Annotated in this window: 18 protein-coding genes and 1 pseudogene; 6 read left to right on the top strand and 13 right to left on the bottom strand. The window is 70.6% G+C overall.

What is annotated here, in order from left to right:
* Positions 1-81 precede the first annotated feature (81 nt).
* The 3 genes from BFF78_RS14455 to BFF78_RS14445 form a co-directional block, all read right to left on the bottom strand.
* Complete coding sequence (locus BFF78_RS14455; RefSeq protein ID WP_193433462.1) at positions 82-402, bottom strand: hypothetical protein; 321 nt, start codon at positions 400-402, stop codon at positions 82-84.
* Positions 389-1045, bottom strand: coding sequence for a TetR/AcrR family transcriptional regulator (locus tag BFF78_RS14450; RefSeq protein WP_069778721.1), 657 nt, complete (start codon positions 1043-1045; stop codon positions 389-391). The genes BFF78_RS14455 and BFF78_RS14450 overlap by 14 nt, the downstream gene beginning before the upstream one ends.
* Before the next feature lie 343 nt (positions 1046-1388).
* Positions 1389-2327, bottom strand: a complete 939-nt coding sequence (locus BFF78_RS14445) for an AurF N-oxygenase family protein (protein ID WP_069778720.1) — start codon at positions 2325-2327, stop codon at positions 1389-1391.
* Positions 2328-2448: 121 nt separating this feature from the next.
* On the opposite strand from BFF78_RS14445, the gene BFF78_RS14440 reads away from it, so the two are divergent.
* Positions 2449-3558: a ferritin-like domain-containing protein gene (locus tag BFF78_RS14440; protein ID WP_069778719.1), complete on the top strand. Its 1110-nt coding sequence runs from the start codon at positions 2449-2451 to the stop codon at positions 3556-3558.
* A gap of 360 nt (positions 3559-3918) precedes the next feature.
* On the top strand, positions 3919-4557 hold the full coding sequence (locus tag BFF78_RS14435; RefSeq protein WP_193433461.1) for a hypothetical protein: 639 nt from the start codon (positions 3919-3921) through the stop codon (positions 4555-4557).
* Here BFF78_RS14435 and BFF78_RS14430 read toward each other — a convergent pair.
* The 6 genes and pseudogenes from BFF78_RS14430 to BFF78_RS14405 form a co-directional block, all read right to left on the bottom strand.
* Positions 4541-5038 carry a DUF3291 domain-containing protein gene (locus BFF78_RS14430; RefSeq protein WP_069778718.1) on the bottom strand — a complete coding sequence of 166 codons (498 nt, stop codon included), beginning with the start codon at positions 5036-5038 and terminating at the stop codon, positions 4541-4543. The genes BFF78_RS14435 and BFF78_RS14430 overlap by 17 nt on opposite strands.
* A 45-nt stretch (positions 5039-5083) precedes the next feature.
* Entirely contained in the window at positions 5084-6541 is a 1458-nt protein-coding gene (locus tag BFF78_RS14425) for a penicillin-binding transpeptidase domain-containing protein (RefSeq protein ID WP_193433659.1), read from the bottom strand.
* Positions 6542-6564: 23 nt separating this feature from the next.
* On the bottom strand, positions 6565-7929 hold the full coding sequence (locus tag BFF78_RS14420) for an FtsW/RodA/SpoVE family cell cycle protein (protein WP_069778716.1): 1365 nt from the start codon (positions 7927-7929) through the stop codon (positions 6565-6567).
* Positions 7930-7998: 69 nt separating this feature from the next.
* Positions 7999-9249, bottom strand: a complete 1251-nt coding sequence (locus BFF78_RS14415) for a sensor histidine kinase (RefSeq protein WP_069778715.1) — start codon at positions 9247-9249, stop codon at positions 7999-8001.
* Entirely contained in the window at positions 9246-9986 is a 741-nt protein-coding gene (locus BFF78_RS14410; protein ID WP_069778714.1) for a hypothetical protein, read from the bottom strand. Before BFF78_RS14410 ends, BFF78_RS14415 begins: the two co-directional genes overlap by 4 nt.
* 113 nt (positions 9987-10099) lie before the next feature.
* Positions 10100-10608: pseudogene (locus BFF78_RS14405) on the bottom strand (protein-tyrosine phosphatase family protein).
* A gap of 99 nt (positions 10609-10707) precedes the next feature.
* Between BFF78_RS14405 and BFF78_RS14400 the strand changes: the two are divergent.
* On the top strand, positions 10708-11511 hold the full coding sequence (locus BFF78_RS14400) for a hypothetical protein (protein WP_069778713.1): 804 nt from the start codon (positions 10708-10710) through the stop codon (positions 11509-11511).
* Positions 11512-11766: 255 nt separating this feature from the next.
* Here BFF78_RS14400 and ligD read toward each other — a convergent pair whose 3' ends face one another.
* Entirely contained in the window at positions 11767-12675 is a 909-nt protein-coding gene (ligD, locus tag BFF78_RS14395; RefSeq protein ID WP_069778712.1) for a non-homologous end-joining DNA ligase, read from the bottom strand.
* Between the two features lie 63 nt (positions 12676-12738).
* Here ligD and ku point away from each other — a divergent pair, with 63 nt between their 5' ends.
* Entirely contained in the window at positions 12739-13797 is a 1059-nt protein-coding gene (gene ku / locus BFF78_RS14390; RefSeq protein ID WP_069783564.1) for a non-homologous end joining protein Ku, read from the top strand.
* A gap of 514 nt (positions 13798-14311) precedes the next feature.
* Positions 14312-14536, top strand: a complete 225-nt coding sequence (locus BFF78_RS14385; RefSeq protein WP_069778711.1) for a hypothetical protein — start codon at positions 14312-14314, stop codon at positions 14534-14536.
* A 256-nt stretch (positions 14537-14792) separates the two neighbouring features.
* On the opposite strand, the gene BFF78_RS46180 is transcribed toward BFF78_RS14385, so the two are convergent.
* Positions 14793-15035, bottom strand: coding sequence for a hypothetical protein (locus BFF78_RS46180; protein ID WP_159033004.1), 243 nt, complete (start codon positions 15033-15035; stop codon positions 14793-14795).
* A gap of 343 nt (positions 15036-15378) precedes the next feature.
* On the opposite strand from BFF78_RS46180, the gene BFF78_RS14380 reads away from it, so the two are divergent.
* The gene (locus BFF78_RS14380) at positions 15379-15771 is read left to right on the top strand and encodes an LppU/SCO3897 family protein (RefSeq protein WP_069778710.1); all 393 of its coding nucleotides are present in this window, start codon (positions 15379-15381) and stop codon (positions 15769-15771) included.
* Positions 15772-16070: 299 nt separating this feature from the next.
* On the opposite strand, the gene BFF78_RS47395 is transcribed toward BFF78_RS14380, so the two are convergent.
* Both BFF78_RS47395 and BFF78_RS14370 read right to left on the bottom strand, forming a co-directional pair.
* Positions 16071-16541: an SMI1/KNR4 family protein gene (locus BFF78_RS47395; RefSeq protein ID WP_227025832.1), complete on the bottom strand. Its 471-nt coding sequence runs from the start codon at positions 16539-16541 to the stop codon at positions 16071-16073.
* A 214-nt stretch (positions 16542-16755) separates the two neighbouring features.
* The gene (locus BFF78_RS14370) at positions 16756-17505 is read right to left on the bottom strand and encodes a hypothetical protein (RefSeq protein WP_069778709.1); all 750 of its coding nucleotides are present in this window, start codon (positions 17503-17505) and stop codon (positions 16756-16758) included.
* Positions 17506-17530: the final 25 nt, after the last annotated feature.

Genomic DNA, 17530 nt, shown 5'->3' with positions numbered 1-17530 from the left:
TCGCACCGCGATTATCAGACGATCCGCGTGGGGCGCGCGCCGAGCGTGCGCGGTTCGGGGCAACCGTGTCACCCGCGCGTGTCACCCGCGTGCGTCATCCGCCTCGCCGGACGCCGCGCCGCCCGGCTTCGACCAGGGCCACCGGAGCCTTCCGCCGGAGGTGTCGTCCGGGTCGTACTGGTACTTCCACCCCTGGATCAGACCCAGCCGCCTACTGTGCCCACGCGGCACACGGTGGTAGACGAGCACCGTGGGCGGGCCGCCGTCGGGGTCCGGGACGGGGATGCGGTACGTCTTCGGGGGGTGCCCCGTGGGGCCGACCATGACCGGCAGCACCCGCCCGTCCATGGGGCCGCCCTCGAAGGGGGTGTCCTGACTCTTCACCGCTTCAGTCTCGGTCATCCTCGCCGAGCCCGCCGACGACGGCGGCCGTCTGCGGGTCCCGGGCCGCGGTGACCGTGAGGACGGCCACGAACTGCTCCACCAGCCAGTCGCGCAGCTCCTCGACCGGGGGCTGCTTGTCCTCGTCCAGCCAGATCAGGGAGGCGGCCTCCACGGCCGTGATCCACGTCCGGACCGTCATGCGCAGCCGTGGGCCGGGGTCGGGGACGCCGAGATGGCTGTAGATGTGCTCGGCCGCGGCCCGGCGCACCCCGTCGACGATGGCCGTGGTCCGCGAGGTCTCCACCACGCTGCCGCCCTGGAGCAGGGCGCTGAAGCCGGTGTCGTGCTCGTCGACGAAGCTCAGATAGCGGTCCAGGGCGCGGGCCAGCCGGGGCAGCAGGGGGCCCTCGCGGGCCTCGTCGAAGCACAGCCGGAGCTCTTCGGCGGCGGAGCGCAGCGCGGCCTCGTACAGCTGCTGCTTGCCGCCCGGGAAGTACCGGTACACCAGCGGTCGCGACACCCCTGCCGCCTCCGCCACGTCGTCCAGCGACACATCCTCGGGCGCGCGGTGCGCGAAGAGGGACAGGGCGGCACCGAGGAGCTGACTTCGTCGCTCCTCGACGCTCAGTCGGCGGTAGGCGGGGGTGGCGGCCGGCGTCATGGACGGCAGCCTAATCGCCGTGGGTGATGCCGCCGAGCCCGTAGCGGGCCTCTTCGACCGCCCGGGATGCCGTGGCGAGAGTTCCGCCGGCCCGATGCCGCTGCCGGACACTGCGGGGGTTGGCGTTGCAGGCGTCCAGCCTCCGGCACGGCCCGAGAGCGCTCGAACCCGCCGATTCCGCTGCCGGAGCGGCCCCCGCCGCAGGATCTCGGCTCGTCGCGTTCCTGCGCGGGCGGCAGGCGTCGCCTGGGGGCGGTTCCTGGACGACTGCACCGCCCTGTCGACCTCGCACGGCGACGAGCACTTCGACACCCAGAAGAAGTACCCCGCCCCCGCCCAGGACCTACGCCAGCAACCCCGACGACCTCCACAACCGCCGCCCGGCCCCCCGCAACACCCCGATGTCGTCCAGGAAGTCGGTCAGCCGCTTCGCGCCCGTCTGCATGACCTCCCGCCGGTGCCCGCTGGCCTTCACCTGGGCCATGGCCTCGCGCTTGTCCAGCCCGACGTTCGTGTAGACCTCGGGATTCACGAACGCGATGGAGAAGATCCGGGCGAACTCGCCGGAGGTGATCCGCGTGAACTCCTGGGACCACTTCGGGGCCGTCACCATCTGGCGCCGGAGTTCCTCGCGGGCGTACCGGACGTGGCGGGCCTCCTCGACCACGTGGATGCGTGTGACGCCGCGGATCAGGGGCTGGACGCGCTCGTCGGGGAACGTCAGCCGCTGCATCCAGTCCAGGACCTCCTCGCCGAGCAGCGTGGCGGTGAAGGAACCGGGGGTGGTGGAGATGGTCTTGAAGAGGCGGCCGAGGTTCTGGTGGACGCGGCTCACCGGGTACCAGGGCGTGTCCCCGTGCGCGATCAGGCGGGCGAACATCTTCGAGTGCCGGCACTCGTCCTCGATCTCGGTGAGGGCGTAGCGGACGTGGGCGCTCGTCGCCGCCTTGTCGTAGATGTGCCGGACCAGCAGCTGCATCAGGATGAGCTCGAACCAGATGCCGAGCGAGGCCAGCGCCGCCGCCTCGTGCTGGGAGAGCAGGATCCGCTGCTCCTCGCTCATCCGCTGCCACATCGGGGTGTCGTACAGCGACACCAGCTCCGGCGGCCAGAACCACTTGCCCTCCTCGAAGGGCGCGTCCCAGTCCAGTTCCCTGTCCGGGTCGAAGGAGTGCTTGGCGGAGGAGGCGAGCAGCCGTTCGGCCACCTGCTCCCGGTCCTTGAGCAGGCCGAGCGCGTCGCGCAAGCCCTCCAGCGCGTCCGCTTCCGTCAGGGTCGTCATGGCTCCCTCACCTCGTTACCGGGGGTACATCGTCCTGCCTTATGAGACTGCCTGTCAGCAAGAGCGTCAATCCCTTGCACATGACTTGTTGACTTCGCGTCTACGTGTGAGCCTGCGAGGTATGCCGACCCATGACCTGTACGCCAACACGCCGGGGGACTCCCCCTGGCTCGTGCCCGCGAGCGGCGCCGCCCGGTTCAGCTGGGAGTACGACGACGGCCGCGACCGCCTGCTCGCCCTGTACCAGAAGGGCAAGGACAAGCAGTGGGACGGGCAGCAGCGCATCGACTGGGACCTGGAGGTCGACCCGTACGACGCGCTCGGCACACCCGACGAGATGATGTCCCTGTACGGCACCAAGTACTGGGACAAGCTCACCGAAAAGGACAAGGGCGAGCTGCGCCGGCACTACGCCTCCTGGCAGTTCAGCCAGTTCCTCCACGGCGAGCAGGGCGCGATGATCTGCGCGGCGCGGATCGTGGAGTCGGTGCCCGACCTGGACGCCAAGTTCTACTCCGCCACCCAGACCATGGACGAGGCCCGGCACGCCGAGATCTACGGCCGGTTCCTGCACGAGAAGATCGGGCTCGTCTACCCGATCAACGACAATCTGCAGTCGCTGCTCGGCGACACGCTCCGCGACAGCCGCTGGGACATGCCGTACCTGGGCATGCAGGTCCTCATCGAAGGTCTGGCGCTCGCCGCGTTCGGGATGATCCGGGACACCACCGACAAGCCGCTGCCCAAGCAGATCCTCACCTACGTCATGCAGGACGAGGCCCGGCACGTGGCCTTCGGCCGGCTGGCGCTGCGCGACTACTACAAGCAGCTCACCGACGCCGAACTGCGCGAGCGCGAGGAGTTCGTCATCGAGGGCTGCTATCTGATGCGCGACCGGCTGCGCGGCGTGGAGGTGCTGGAGAACTTCGGCATCCCCAAGGCCGATGCGGAGGCGCTGAGCGAGCGCTCCGAGTTCCTCCAGCTGTTCCGCAAGTTGCTGTTCAGCCGGATCGTGCCCTGCGTCAAGGACATCGGCCTGTGGGGCAAGCGGCTGCAGGAGGCCTACGTCGACATGGGCGTCTTCGAGATGGGCGACTCCAGTCTGGACCTGCTCATGGCCCAGGACGAGGAACTCGCCGAGCAACTGGACGCCGAGCGCTTCGCCGCCGAGGAGCGGGACCGGGTCGCGGAGGTGCAGGAGGCGATCGAGTCGGGGGCGGCGGAGGGCTGAGGGCGGTGGAGGACGGGAGGCGGAGGGCTGAGGCGGCTCCCGGGGCGTCCATCCGGTGCCGTGCCGTGCCGGGCCGTTCATCCGGTGCGGTGCCGGGCCGTTCACCCCGGTGCAGTAGCGTGCTGGCGTGTCCATGCCTCCGCCGCCGCAGCCGTATCCCAACGGCCCCAGCAGCCGCCGTACCCCTACGGCCGGCAGCCCCCGCAGGCCGCCCCGGGCCCGTACGGCCGGCAGCCCCCGCAGGCGGCCCCCGGTCCCTACGGCTCCCCCTACCCGCAGCAGCAGCCGTACCCGTCCCAACAGCCCTACCCTCAGCAGCCCTACGCCCAGCAGCCGTACCCCGCCTGGGGTGCGCCGCCCATGGCCCCGCTGCCGAAGAAGCGGCGCATCGGGCTGATCCTCGGGATCGTGGGCGGTGCCGTCGCGATGGTCGTCGTCGTGCTCGTGCTGATCGGGATGGCGGTCGAGAGCGGCTTCCCGGAGGCGAAGAACAAGCTCACCCTGCCCGGCACGCTGCTCGACGGGAAGTACCGGCTCGCCCAGGACCTCTCCGCCTCGGAGGGCAAGAAGATCGAGGACGAGGCCGACGGGGCCTGGGACGCCAAGGACCTCCACGGCGTGGTCGGCACCTACAACGTGGGCGGCGACGCGGCCAAGGGCACCCTGGTGGTGTCGGGCATGTACGGCCGGTTCAAGAACACCGACGCGGCCCGCAGGAACATGATGAAGGGCGCCGCCGAGGGCGCGAGCGCCAAGGTCGCCGTCCCGGCGAAGGACTTCGACCTCGGCGGCGTGACGATCAGCTGTGAGGTCGTGACGCAGGAGCAGATGGGCACGGCGTTCACCGTGCCCATGTGCGCCTGGGCCGACGGCAACACGGGCGCCACGGTCGCCACCGTGACGCCGCTCGCGTCGCAGAGCCCGTCGGAGATCGACCTGGAGGCGTACGCGAGGAACACCCTCAGGATCCGGTCCGAGGCGGTCAAGCCGATCGGCTGACCGCGACCGCCTCCTCCGGCGCCCCCGGCGCCGGGAACGACGTCCGCAGCGTGAACGCGTACGGCGTCGCCCCGTGCGTGCGCAGGTGCAGCAGCCGGTCCTCCGCCTCGGCCACGGTCGGGCGGTGGCCGGCCGGCACCCACCACAGCGTGGCCATCGCCTCCTCCACCTTCTCGAACCACTCCCTGCGGCGGGACAGCAACTCCCGGTGCAGGCCCTGGTACATGAACGCGGTGAGCGCGTTCGCGTCCCGCCACACCGACATGTTGATGATCAGCCACTCGTCGCCGAAGACCGCGATGTCGGTGGCGTTGCCGGAGTCGCTCTCCAGCCGCCAGACGAAGCCGTCCGAGGCGTCCGCCGCCTCGTTGACCGGGTCGAGTGAGTCGACGAAGAACTTCAACTGGGGCGAATCCAGGGGGAACTTGAGGCGGGCGATGTTGACCTGGGCGAGTTGGTACGAGGCTGCCGTGTCCGTCATGACCGAACGGTAGGTCGGCTCCGGCCGTCGCCGGTACCCCCCGTCTCACGGACCGAGAACCGCGCGCATCACGTCCCGCGCGATCGGCGCCGCGTTCCCGCCGCCGCTGATCTCGCCCCGGTTCGCCGAGGCGTCCTCCACCACCACCGCGACGGCCACCTGTGGCTCCAGGGAGTTGTCGGCCTGCGCCCAGGAGACGAACCAGGCGTACGGCGCACCGGAGTTGCCGACCCCGTGCTGGGCCGTGCCGGTCTTGCCGCCGACGAGGGCGCCGGGGATGGCCGCCCGCTTGCCGGTGCCCTCCCGGACCACGTCGGTCATCAGCTCCTTCAGCCGCGTGGCCGTCGAGGGGTTCATCACCTGCCGCACCGGATGCGCCCCGCTCCCGGCGATCGTTTCACCGTTGTGCCGGGTCGTCCGCTCCACCAGGTACGGCGAGCGCAGCTGTCCGCGGTCCGCGACGGCCGCCGCCACCATCGCCATCTGCAGGGGCGTGGCCCGCGTGTTGAACTGCCCGATCGAGGACAGCGCCAGCTGCGCCCGGTCCACCCGCGGGTCGAAGGTGCTGGGCGCGACGGAGTACGGGATCCGCAGCCGGGTGTCGTTGAACCCGAACGCCCGTGCCGTGGCCGACATGTCCCTCACCCCGACGTCCACGCCCAGCTTGGCGAACACCGTGTTGCAGGACCACTCGAAGGCCGACCGCAGCGAGGCGTCCCGGCAGTCGTCGGCCTCGTTGGTCAGCCGGGTCGTGGTGCCGGGCAGCCGGTAGGGGTCGGGGGAGTCGGTGCGCGCGTCCAGGTCGGTGACCACGCCCGCGTCCAGCGCCGCCGCCGCGGTGACCACCTTGAACGTCGACCCCGGCGGATAGGTCTGCCGTACCGCCCGGTTGAGCATCGGCTTCTCCGGGTCGTGGTTGAGCCGCGCCCACGCCGAGGTCACCGCCTCGCCGTTGCCGGACAGCTCCCCGGGGTCGTACGACGGACTCGACACCAGCGCCAGGATCCGGCCCGTGGCCGGCTCGATCGCGGCCACCGCGCCCTTGCGCCCGGCGAGCCCCCGGTACGCCGCCTGCTGCGCCGCCCGGTTGAGCGTGGTGACGACGTTCCCGGCCGGACTGAGCCTGTGCGTCATGTCGTTCCACAGCGGCAGCGGCGAGAGCACCGGATCCGTGCCGGAGAGCACCCCGTCCCCGGCGTGCTCCAGGAACGTGGTGCCGTACGCCTGTGAGGCGAATCCGGTGACCGGCGCGTACAACGGGCCGTTCCGGTAGCTGCGTTCGAAGCGCAGCTGCTCGCCGGTGTCGACGGAACCGGTGACCGGCTCGTCGCCGACCAGGATGTCGCCGCGCGGCTGGCCGTAACGGGCGATCGTCGCACGGCGGTTGGCCGGGTTGTCGTCGTAGAGCCGGGACTGCACCACCTGCACCCGGGCCGCGTTGGCCAGCAGTGCCGCGAGCAGCAGTGCGCAGAACGCGCAGGCGTGCCGGATGTACCGGGCCATCGGCCGCCCGCCCCCGTAGTCGCTCACGGTGCCTCCTGCCCGTCGTACTGGTGGCGCGCCGAGTCGCTGACCCGGATCAGCAGTGCCACGATCGCCCAGTTGGTGACCACCGAGGAGCCGCCCTGGGCGAGGAACGGCATCGCCATGCCGGTCAGCGGGATCAGCCCGGTGACCCCGCCGCCGATCACGAACACCTGCAGCGCCAGGATCGAGGCGAGCCCGACCGCGAGCAGCCGCCCGAACGGCTCGCGCAGGGCCAGGCCCGCCCGGTAGCCGCGCTCGACCAGCAGCGCGTACAGCAGGAAGATCGCCGCGAGTCCCGCGAGCCCCAGCTCCTCGCCCGCCGTGGCCAGGATGAAGTCGGACTTGGCGGCGAAGCCGATGAGGATGGAGTGCCCGAGCCCGAGCCCGGTGCCGAGGACCCCGCCGGCGGCGAAGGCGAACAGCGACTGGGAGAGCTGATTGGGCCCCTGCCCGGCCTCGATGGTGGCGAAGGGATGCAGCCAGTCCTCGATCCGCTGGTTCACGTGCGGCTCCAGGCGCCCGACGGCCACCGCGCCGAGCATGGCGAGCAGCAGACCGACCGCGATCCAGCCGGTCCGCCCCGTGGCGACGTACAACAGCACCACGAACAGCCCGAAGAACAGCAGCGAGGTGCCCAGGTCCCGCTCCAGGACCAGCACCCCGACGCTCAGCAGCCAGATCGTCACGATCGGCCCGAGCACCCGCCCGGTCGGGAACTGCAGCCACCACAGCCGCCGGCCCGCGTATGCGAGCGCGTTGCGGTTGGCGGCCAGATAGGCGGCGAAGAACACCGCGAGCAGCACCTTCGCGAACTCGCCCGGCTGGATGGAGAATCCGGCGAGCCGGATCCAGATCCGGGCGCCGTTGACCGCCGGGAACAGGATCGGCAGCGCGAGCAGCCCGAGCGCGGCGGCCACACAGACGTACGCGTACCGCTGGAGCAGCCGGTGGTCGCGCAGCACCAGTACGACGGCGATGAACAGCCCGACCCCGAGCGTGGACCACACGAGCTGGGCCGGGGCCGCCTGGTCGTTCGGGGTCTCCCGGTCCAGCCGGTAGATCAGGACCAGCCCGAGCCCGTTGAGCAGCACCGCGATCGGCAGGAACAGCGGGTCGGCGTACGGCGCCCGGATGCGCACCGCCATATGCGCCAACAGGGCGAGCACACCGAGCCCGGCGCCGTAACCTACGGCACCGGGCGGGACGGTGCCGGTCCGGGCCAGGCCCACCGCGCAGTAGCCGTACACGGACAGCAGCACGGCCAGCACGATCAGGGCGAGTTCGACGCCCCGGCGCCGGGGCAGGCGGCGCACGGCGGGTGCGGGTGTCTGCGCCGCCGCCACGGTGGTTCCGGCCTTGGTCATGCCCGGAACCTACCCAAATAGGGCGTCTTGTGTGCGCTCGGGCGCACCCCAAAGGGGAGCGGCAGCCCGCTACCGCACCTCACCCACCGGCAGGATCAGCGTGGCGACGGCCCCGCCGTCCACCGCGTTCGCGAAGAACAGGCGCGCGCCCAGCACCTCCGCCTGCCCCAGTGCGATGGTCAGCCCCAGCCCGTGCCCGGTGGCCCCGCCCTCCGTACGGAACCGCTGCGGCCCATGCGCGACGAGGTAGTCCGGATACCCCTCCCCGTGGTCCCGTACGGTCACCACGGCCCCGTTCACGGTGAGCACGACCGGCCCCCGGCCGTGTTTGTGCGCGTTCGCCACGAGATTGCCCAGCACCCGCTCCAGGCGCCGCCGATCGGTCTCCACCCGTGCGTCGGCCAGGACGCGCACCTCCGTGTCGGTGCCCGAGGCCCGCACCACCCGCCGGGCCAGCGCCCCCAGCTCCTCGGTCTCCACCGCCGGCTTCTCCCGCCCGGTGTCCAGCCGGGAGATCTCCAGCAGGTCCTCGGTGAGCGTGCGCAGCGCCGCCACCCGGTCGCGCACCAGCTCCGTCGGCCGGCCCGGCGGCAGCAGCTCCGCCGCCGCGTGCAGCCCGGTCAGCGGAGTGCGCAGCTCGTGCGCCACGTCCGCGGTGAACCGCTGCTCGCTCAGCAGCTTGCCCTGCAGGCTCGATGCCATGGAGTCCAGGGCCGCCGCCACCGCGGCCACCTCGTCCTGCGGACGGGACGGGTCCTTCGTAAGGGGGTCGTCGACGCGCGCGTCCAGGTCGCCCGCGCTGATCCGCCGGGCCACCCGTGCGGTGCCGTGCAGCCGCCGGGTCACCCGGGTCACCGCGAACACGCCGACCACCACCGTCGCCCCGATCGCGAGCCCCGACGACCACAGGATCGAGTTGTCGAGCCCGGCGATGGTGCGGGCCTGCTGCGAGTAGTCGATCGCCACGGCGAGTGCCCGGTGCCCGGCCACCGGGCCCGCCGCCCACATGGTGGGCCGCCCCTGGTGCGTGGAGACCATCGTGCCGCGGTCACCGGCCGCCGCCAGCCTCCGCAGCGCCGTGGGCAGGCCCTGGGGGTCGACCCCGGCGTTCGGCAGCAGCGCGTCCCCGGCCTCGTACGCCTGGGTGGTGTCCGCGAGCCGGGACAGGGCCAGGCTGCGGGCCTGGCCGACGGTCTGGTTGGTCACCGAGACATGCACCAGGATGCCGAGCAGCGCGGCCAGCGCACAGCACATCACCGTGATGAACGCGGCCGCCTTCACGGCGAGCGGGCCCGCCCAGCGGGGCAGTGAGAGCCTCATCGCGCGCTCGCGGAGGCGGAGGCGGAGGGGGAGGCGGACGGCGAGGGCTTCTTGGCGTGCCGTCCCTCACCGGTGTGCAGGTACTCGTCGCGGGAGAACACCATCGCGCGCTGCCCCGGGTCCCACACCCAGGTCGTACGGTACTCGTAGCCGGAGATGTCGGCCGGTGAGCGCTCGATCAGCGACCGGCCGGCCAGCTCCACCCCGAGGATCGCGTCGTTGTCGGCCAGCACCTGCACCAGCTTGTGCTTCTCGACCGTGTAGACCCGTACACCCGTCTGGTTGGTCGGGTAGAGCCGGAAGCCGAGCGTCATGTCGTCCCGGCCGTCGCCCGTGAGGTCCCGGTAGTACGGCTTCAGCAGCGGGCAGCGGGCCTGGTCGCCGCCGCTGCGGCAGTCCTTCAGCCGGTCCACGGTGGCGTGGTACGCCCCCTTGGAGCCGTAGTCGTCCGGATGCGCCTTGATCTCGGCCTCGACCACGTCCACCGGGTTCACCTTGCGGATGTCGTCGCCGGGGACGGTGATCCCCTTGACGACGGCACGGGTCGACACGGCGTAGGGGTAGGCGGGACTGGACGCCGGGCGCAGGTGGGGCCAGAGCTTGGCGGGGCTGACGGCGGTCGGGGCCGCGCCCGCGCCTCGCAGTCCTCCGGTGTCCCCGCAGGCCACCGCCGTCACCGAGAGCAGGGCGACGGCGGCCGCGGTGAGGGCGGTACGCGCGGGACGGCGGGCTGGCACGGTGCTCCTGGGGTGTCGGGGTCGGACGGGGCCCCGTACACCTTATGTGTAAACGAGGAAATTCGTATATAAGTCCTTTTTGCACCCGTCGGGGTGACGCTTGAAGAGAGAGGCTACTCGGCCAGTTCCTCCAGCAGCCGCACGGTCGACAGGCCCGCGCGCAGATACTCCACGAACAACTCGTTGTGCAGCGCCCACGCCGAGCGCCGGGCCCGGATCAGCTGGATCACCTCGTCGGGCGAGGCAGGACCCGCTGGGCCAGCGCATGCGCGACGACCAGGCCCGAGCGGTTGTACCCGTGGTAACAGCGCACCAGCACCCGGCGCCCGGCGTCCAGCGCCTCGTTCGCCGCGTGGGCCAGCCGGATCACGCCGGCGAGCTGCGTCCCGTCCAGCGGGCCGTCCGGAATCGGCCACACATGGTGCTCGACCCCCGGATCGGGGCCGTACCCCGGCATCCGCAGCAGCGTCTGCACCACATCGAACTCAGCACGTACGACAGCGAGCTCCGGCCGTCCCGAGCGGCCCCGGAACTCGTGCCCGCCCATCCACAGACCAGGCACGATCTCGTTCCACGGGCTCGCCGGAACCGGTACGTCGGGCTGCCTTCCGCGGATCCGCAACGGCGCCTCCCCAACTCCCCTCGCGGGGCCGCCCTCCACGGTAACCGGTCTTGCCCCGGGAGCACCCTGCCTGTTCCCATGGTCGAGGGGTGATGGCGCATGAGCGCACTGCGCGTGGTGCCGGCCTATCGGCACGGCCGGGAAAGGCTGTACGTCTGCCGCCCGGACGGAAGCAATGTCGCCTGGTACGACCGTGCGGCAGGCCGGGTCAACCTGCTCGGCGAGGACAGCAGGGACGACGTACTCGAGGCTCTGCGGCCGTTCCTGACCGGCCCGGTGACCGTGGGCCCGCCGCCGGTGCCGACCCCCGCGGAACTCGCCCGGCTGACCCTGCACCCGGACGACGACCTCGCGCCCAACCGCCCCGGCGAGGCCCTGCTCGTCGCCCTCGACCGCGATCCCGGCCCCGCGCACCGGCTGCGCCCCGACCCGCGCCGGCGCGCCCTGGCCGCCGAGGAGGCCGTCGGCACGGCCGTGGACGCCCTGGAGGGCGCCGGCTGGCACACCCTGCACTCCATCGCCCTGCCCGGCGGCGACCGCATCCACCATCTCCTGCTCGGCCCCGGCGGCCTCTTCGCCCTGCACGCCCTGTACGCCCGCAAGGCCCGGGTCCTGGTCGCCGACCCGATGGTCACCGTGGGCCGCCGCGAGGCCGAGCCGCTGCTGCGCCGGCTGCGCGCCGTCGCCGACCGGGCCTCCTACGCCCTGACCGCCGAGGTACGCCCGGTGCTGGCCCTGGCGGGCCCGGCCGACGTGACGGTGGCGGTACCGCCGAGGACGGTACGGATCCTCCAGGACACCGAGCTGACGGGCCTGGCCCGGCTCGGCGCGGTGCTGAAGCCGGCGGACGTGGAGGCGCTGCACGCGATGGCACGGGACCGGAACACGTGGGGGAGGGTGTAGGGCTGGGGGTGTGGTGTGTCTCAGGGGGGCGGAGGTTGGCTTGGGGGCGGGGTGTGGCTCGGGGGTGCGGGGAGGTTGGCTTGGGGGGCAGGGTGTGGCTCGGGGGTACGGGGGTGTGAGGGCCGGGGTGTGGCTCGGGGGGTACGGCGTTGGGGGCCAGGGTGTGGCTCAGTGGGTACGGGGGTGTGGCTTTGGGGGGGGCAGGGTGTGGCTCAGCGGGCACGAGCGTGTGGCTTTGGGGGAGCCGGGTGTGGCTCAGAGGGCACGGGGGTGTGGGTCAGGGAGCGGTGTGGCCGCTTGCGGGTCCAGCAGTCCGGCCATGAGATCCCCGAGGTCCTGCAGCCGCGGAGCGATGTCGCCCGCCTGGAACTCCAGTCGGCCAGGGTCGCGGCAGTCCGCGACCTCCTCCCAGCTCACCGGCGCGGAGACGAGCGGGGCGCTGCGGGCGCGCAGCGTGTAGGGCGTGGCCGTGGTCTTGCGGGCCGCGTTCTGGCTCCAGTCGACGAACACCTTGCCCGGTCGGAGGCTCTTCGTCATCCGGTGCACCACCAGCCGCGGCATCGCCCGCTCGGCCTCCACGGCGAGCGCCTTCGCGTACTCGCTCGTCCGTTCGGATGACGAGCCCTGGACCGAGGCCAGCAGGTGCAGCCCCTTCGAGCCGGCCGTCTTCGGGTACGCCTCGATACCGTCCGCCGCGAGCCGCTCGCGCAGCCACAGGGCCACCTCGCAGCAGTGCACGATGGTCGCGGGCGCGCCCGGGTCGAGATCGAAGACCAGCCGGTCGGCCTGGTCCGGGGTCTGCACCAGCCACTGGTGGGTGTGGAACTCGGTGACGAGATTCGCCGCCCAGACCAGGCTCGCCAGATCCTGCACCACCACCATCCGGGCCGGACTGTCGGCCGACGACCGCGGCACCTCGGCGGTGGTGACCCACTCGGGTGTACCGGGCGGAACGTTCTTCGTGAAGAACAGCTGTCCCTCGGGCCCGTCCGGATAGCGCAGGAAGGACACGGCCCGGTCGCGCAGATGCGGCAGCAGTACCTCGGCGCTGGTCGCGTAGTAGTGCACCAGCTCCGCCTTGGTGAAGCCGGTCTCCGGATACAGCACCTTCTCCAGGTTGCTGAGGGCGACCCGCCGCCCCTCCACCTCTGTGATAGGCGTCATACGATGACAATCCCAGACAAACAGCTGAAAGCGTCGGAATCGGCCTAGGGAAGGGTGCGGCACGTGCGATCCATATGGAACGGCGCGATCTCCTTCGGGCTCGTCAGCATTCCGATCAAGCTGGTGAACGCCACCGAGAGCCATTCGATCTCCTTCCGCCAGATCCACACCGAGGACGGCGGCCGCATCCGCTACCGCAAGTTCTGCGAGCTGGAGGAGCGCGAGGTCAGCGGCACGGAGATCGGCAAGGGGTACGAGGACGCGGACGGCACGATCATCCCGATCAGCGACGAGGACCTCTCCCACCTGCCGATCCCGACCGCCCGCACGATCGAGATCGTGGCCTTCGTGCCGGCCGACCGGATCGACCCGCTCCAGATGGACGCGGCGTACTACCTGGCAGCCTCCGGCACGCCGGCCGCGAAGCCGTACACGCTGTTGCGCGAGGCCCTGAAGCGCAGCAACAAGGTGGCCATCGCGAAGTACGCCCTGCGCGGCCGCGAACGCCTCGGCATGCTCCGGGTGGTCGGCGACGCCATCGCCATGCACGGCCTGCTGTGGCCGGACGAGGTCCGCGCCCCCGAGGGTGTGGCCCCCGACGCCTCCGTCACCATCCGCGACAAGGAACTCGACCTCGCGGACGCCCTGATGGACACCCTCGGCGAGGTCGACCTGGAGGATCTGCACGACGAGTACCGAGAGGCGCTGGAGGAGGTCATCGCCGCGAAGGCCGCCGGCGAGGCACCCCCTGAGGCACCCGCGCCGGCGGCCGGGGGCAAGGTCCTGGACCTGATGGCGGCCCTGGAGAACAGCGTGCGAGCGGCACGGGAGTCCCGCGAGGCGACGGCCGGCGGCGAGGCCGAGGTCAGACCCTTGCCGCCGAGGGCTGCGCCCAAGGCGGCCGGGGGCAAGAAGTCGACGTCCACGGCGAAGAAGGCGGCCGCCACGGCCGCGAAGAAGGCGGCACCGGCCCGGAAGTCGACGTCCAAGGCGGCTCAGGGGGCCGGGGCCGGGGCGGGAGCCGGAGCGAAGAAGACGGCGGGTTCCAAGGCGGCGGGCAAGAAGGCGGCGGCTTCGAAGAGTACGGCGAAGAAGACGGCGTCGCGGAGGCGGACGGCTTGAGGGTGGTGCCGACACCGGTGCCGAGTCGGGCGTGGGAGCGGGAGCGATGCCGGCCGCCGTGTACGGGTGCGCACCCGCCGGCAGTCGTACGGCGAGGTTTCGAATGCTCCGGAAGAGCAGGGGCGATTCGGAACAACCGGCAACTCGGTGCCAGGGGTTTCCGCTGTATTCCATGGTCGTGCTACCCCTGACACCATGGGTACGGCTGCGTGACGGGAGCGCTGAGGGGGAGCCGGTGGCCCAGTCCGAAGCTCCAGTGGCTTGGATCGGTCTTGGCGGCGTGATAGTGGGCGCCGTAGCTACGGCGATGGGGGCCAGGTATACGTCACTCGGGAGCGTCAAGGCCGCGACCATCACACAACTCGACCCGCTCCAAACCGAGCTCCACACCTTCACCTCACCATTCATCGAGGCGAGGATCCAGCTGATGCCGGCACTGGGAGGGCAAACCCCCTCCGACAGGTGGACAGGGATCGCACCGACCTTGCCACGTGCAGCCCCCAGGTGGTGCTCCATGGCGTCCGACCCGCTGGCGCTGTTCGAGAAGCCGGTGATCGTGCGAAGCCACGCGCACCAGGTGGATGGCCAGATCCGCTCTCATCAGGCCCGCGGCGCTCACACACTGGATCCGGACGCCCACGCGTCCGTACGCGGGCTCCACAAAGAGCTCGGCGACGCAGTCGACGAGTTCTCCCGCGCCCTCAAACGCCTTGCGAAGCGGGGGCTGGGTGTCGTGTAGACACCGGGCACAGGATGACCAGGCAGGGCAGGGCATGGGTGTTGACAGAGACGAACCCGCAGGCGGCATCGGCGGCGGCGTGGCTCGACGACCGTGCTGCGGTGCTCACTCCGACACGGAGCCTTCGGTTGTGGTCGGCAGGGCGGTCAGGGAGGGGGATCCTGCCCCTGTCCCTGACCGCCCTGGGGGTGGGTGGGTGGACTTCTTCATGGTGCTGTTGCGTGGTTGGCGAACAGGAACCGCCGCCGGTTGTCCGTCAGTTGCAGAAGTTGAGCAGGTCGAGGAGGCCGTTGCCGCACTGGAAGTGCTCGCCGTCCCCGCCGCCACCGTGGCCGTAGGCTGGGGCGGCCTTTGTGACGACGTGTGTGACGGGCGTCGCGGCCACGGCGGATGTGGCGGTCGCCACCCCCGCCGCACAAGCGATGCCCAGGGCGGCACTCACCGCGAATACTCGCGGAATGCGGGAAACGGCCTTCTTGGGGTGAGGTGTAGTGTTCATGAACTCACCATGCACACCCTCGTGGCCAGTGTCCTGCCGAGCGCATCCGCGCGGGTGAGCCGCCCCCCAGAGCCGGCTCGGATCGGTTTTTCCGGGCTACGCCGGCCTCGGCCGACCACGTCGCCATAGGGCAGCGCTCCGCCGACTTTCCGGCCGAGGTGTCCGGCACAAACGCCAACGCCGGAGCCACAGACGCCACCCCTCGCGGGACAGTTCACCAAAGGCGCCGCGCAACCCCCGAGGTCGACGGGCAGGACCAACGGGGGCGGCGAACGACGCGTGCAGGCAGGTGGGCTAGATTCGTGGCCGCCTTCGCACGTCCCCACTGCCTGAGGAACTGCCCGTGCCCCCAATACCGCCCCAGGGCGGCCTGAACGCCTCGTACACCCCGGCGCAGATACGACGCAACCGCCTGATCTTCCTCGGTCTGGTCCTTGTCATCGCGGGCCTGGTGGCGTTCTGCGCCATGGGCCCGTACGACACGAAGGACCAGTCCGCGACGCTCAAGGCCGGCGACTGCTTCCAGAACATCGGGACGGCAAAGGAGGCGAAGACCAAGAAGCTCGACTGCACCGACCCGCACGCCGACTACAAGGTCCTGAAGATGGACAAGGACGGAGTCGTCGACACCTTCTCGTGCTCCGACGTCCCCGGCACGACCGGCTCACTCACCCAGTCAGGCCCTGGCAACTTCGTCGTCTGCTTCAAGAAGAACGACCAGAAGGGCAAGAAATAGCCGGGCACGGTTGGGTCGTTGGCCGGGACCGAGGGAGTCGGCCGCTACAAGCTGGACGGCATCCCGGCAGTATTCGACACGTACAAGCGGTGCCGCCGTGCCCTGAAATACCGCCCCGGAACACGCCGTTGTCATGGGGGAACTGGGTCCCGAACTTCTGGCCGGTCGCTCAGCCGTCGATGGGGTTGATGACAGTCGATTGTGGTCACGGGGATTGCCGTACACAATGAGGTGAGTCGTCTACCGGGTCCCACGAGGACAGCAGTGCGTTCCGGTGACCGCGCGGGTCGGCCCGGTGGTTACATCTCGCGCCAGTTCACGAACAGGTGCGGGCCTGGTCCCAGGATCCGTTCGCTGAACGGATCCACTGCGCCGGTGAGGGCGGCCAGGCAGAACTGTGCCATGCCACCGTCGAAGATCGTCCAGAGGTTCGCCCCGTGCTGCGTCTGCCTCCGAAAAGTGGCCACCCTCCAACTGTCGAGTGTGCCCTTCCGCAGCCAGAAGGCGACATCGCCGCTGGCCGAGGCCGCGAAGGGCAAGAGGGGCGGCAAGTCTCGTCTTGAAAGGAGAACGCCCAGTTCCTGGCTGTCCCGGTCCGAAAGTACGGGATCGGCTCTGTCGAGGAGGTCCCCGTAGGGCGATCCTGGGACGGGCGGCGTACTAATGGACAGGTACTCGTCGATCTCTCCCCCGCCGTACGACTCAACGAACTCGCAGTAGTCCGCTGGGAGTTCGAGCTGCATCGAGCTGGCGAGTCCTTCCCAGTCCACCACGTCTCCTCCGGAGACGGGCGGCGGGAGTAGCTGATGCAGGCGAGTGACAGCAGGATGAGGCATATCGGAGTTCCTTCCTCGTCCCCCGTGGGCCGCCGGTCTCGCGGCTGCCCTGGCGGGTCGAACACGGGCACCGGTGCGGCCGGCGGCTGTAGTTCGAGACGTTTCGCTCCACCCGGCAGCGCACATGAGACCGGGACGACGATGTGGTTCATGCGTCCCAGCGGGTGGTGATGGCTTCCGCGACGCTGAAGACCTCATCGCACTCGGCGCACTGTGCTTTGCCGAAAACGTAAGTCAACTTATGCGCGATATCGGTCTGGCCGTCTGCGAGTGCGCGACTGTGGAGTCTTTGGGCCAGCCCCTCCAGGGCTGAGGCGTCCGCAGGCTGCAGCGGCGTCTTCTTTGCCGTGGTCTCGTTCATGTACATGCTGTCCGTGGTCGAGAAGAAGCCGTACTCACCGAAGGCTATGAAGTTCTCTGTACTGCATGCTGGACAGGACACTTCGTATTCATCGTCGTTCAATCCGTCGAGCTGTTCGCCCCAGACGTCGACCCCCTCGAAGCTGAGGAGTGCGGCAAGCAAATAGACGTAAGTACAGGGGTCGTCGCCGAGGGCCGGATCGCGAAGAGCCTCCTCGGCCAGTTGCGTCAGGTCGGACATCTCCGAGGAGTAGGCCACGTGGGGATCTTGATCGCCGTATGGCTGATCAGCGCTGGCCGCGATGGCCCCGGCCAGCACGAGCGGCATCTGTCTGTCCGCGGGCGACCACTGGCGTGCCTTGTCTCGCAGAGCCGGCAAGGCTGCGTAGCTTGCTGAGTAGACGGTCCCCTGATGGCACAGCCGCGACCAAAGCGCGGTCCAGCCTGAATCCTTCGGGGCCGCGCTCACCGCGCCGAGCAGGCTCGGAATGTCTTCTGCCGTGCCGTAGGCGTGGTGGAGCTGGGACCAGTCCGTCATGCCAGCGATCTAAGCAGTCGGGTGC

The organism is Streptomyces fodineus (assembly GCF_001735805.1).
GTDB lineage: Bacteria > Actinomycetota > Actinomycetes > Streptomycetales > Streptomycetaceae > Streptomyces > Streptomyces fodineus.
Note: the sequence above shows the minus strand (reverse complement) of the source record. Positions and strands in the feature narration are given on the sequence as shown.

Coding starts and splice junctions, on each gene's coding strand:
- BFF78_RS14455 (WP_193433462.1), bottom strand. CDS start 402: ATGACCGAGACTGAAGCGGTGAAGAGTCAGGACACCCCCTTCGAGGGC.
- BFF78_RS14450 (WP_069778721.1), bottom strand. CDS start 1,045: ATGACGCCGGCCGCCACCCCCGCCTACCGCCGACTGAGCGTCGAGGAG.
- BFF78_RS14445 (WP_069778720.1), bottom strand. CDS start 2,327: ATGACGACCCTGACGGAAGCGGACGCGCTGGAGGGCTTGCGCGACGCG.
- BFF78_RS14440 (WP_069778719.1), top strand. CDS start 2,449: ATGCCGACCCATGACCTGTACGCCAACACGCCGGGGGACTCCCCCTGG.
- BFF78_RS14435 (WP_193433461.1), top strand. CDS start 3,919: ATGGCCCCGCTGCCGAAGAAGCGGCGCATCGGGCTGATCCTCGGGATC.
- BFF78_RS14430 (WP_069778718.1), bottom strand. CDS start 5,038: ATGACGGACACGGCAGCCTCGTACCAACTCGCCCAGGTCAACATCGCC.
- BFF78_RS14425 (WP_193433659.1), bottom strand. CDS start 6,541: ATGGCCCGGTACATCCGGCACGCCTGCGCGTTCTGCGCACTGCTGCTC.
- BFF78_RS14420 (WP_069778716.1), bottom strand. CDS start 7,929: ATGACCAAGGCCGGAACCACCGTGGCGGCGGCGCAGACACCCGCACCC.
- BFF78_RS14415 (WP_069778715.1), bottom strand. CDS start 9,249: ATGAGGCTCTCACTGCCCCGCTGGGCGGGCCCGCTCGCCGTGAAGGCG.
- BFF78_RS14400 (WP_069778713.1), top strand. CDS start 10,708: ATGAGCGCACTGCGCGTGGTGCCGGCCTATCGGCACGGCCGGGAAAGG.
- ligD (WP_069778712.1), bottom strand. CDS start 12,675: ATGACGCCTATCACAGAGGTGGAGGGGCGGCGGGTCGCCCTCAGCAAC.
- BFF78_RS14385 (WP_069778711.1), top strand. CDS start 14,312: ATGGCGTCCGACCCGCTGGCGCTGTTCGAGAAGCCGGTGATCGTGCGA.
- BFF78_RS46180 (WP_159033004.1), bottom strand. CDS start 15,035: ATGAACACTACACCTCACCCCAAGAAGGCCGTTTCCCGCATTCCGCGA.
- BFF78_RS14370 (WP_069778709.1), bottom strand. CDS start 17,505: ATGACGGACTGGTCCCAGCTCCACCACGCCTACGGCACGGCAGAAGAC.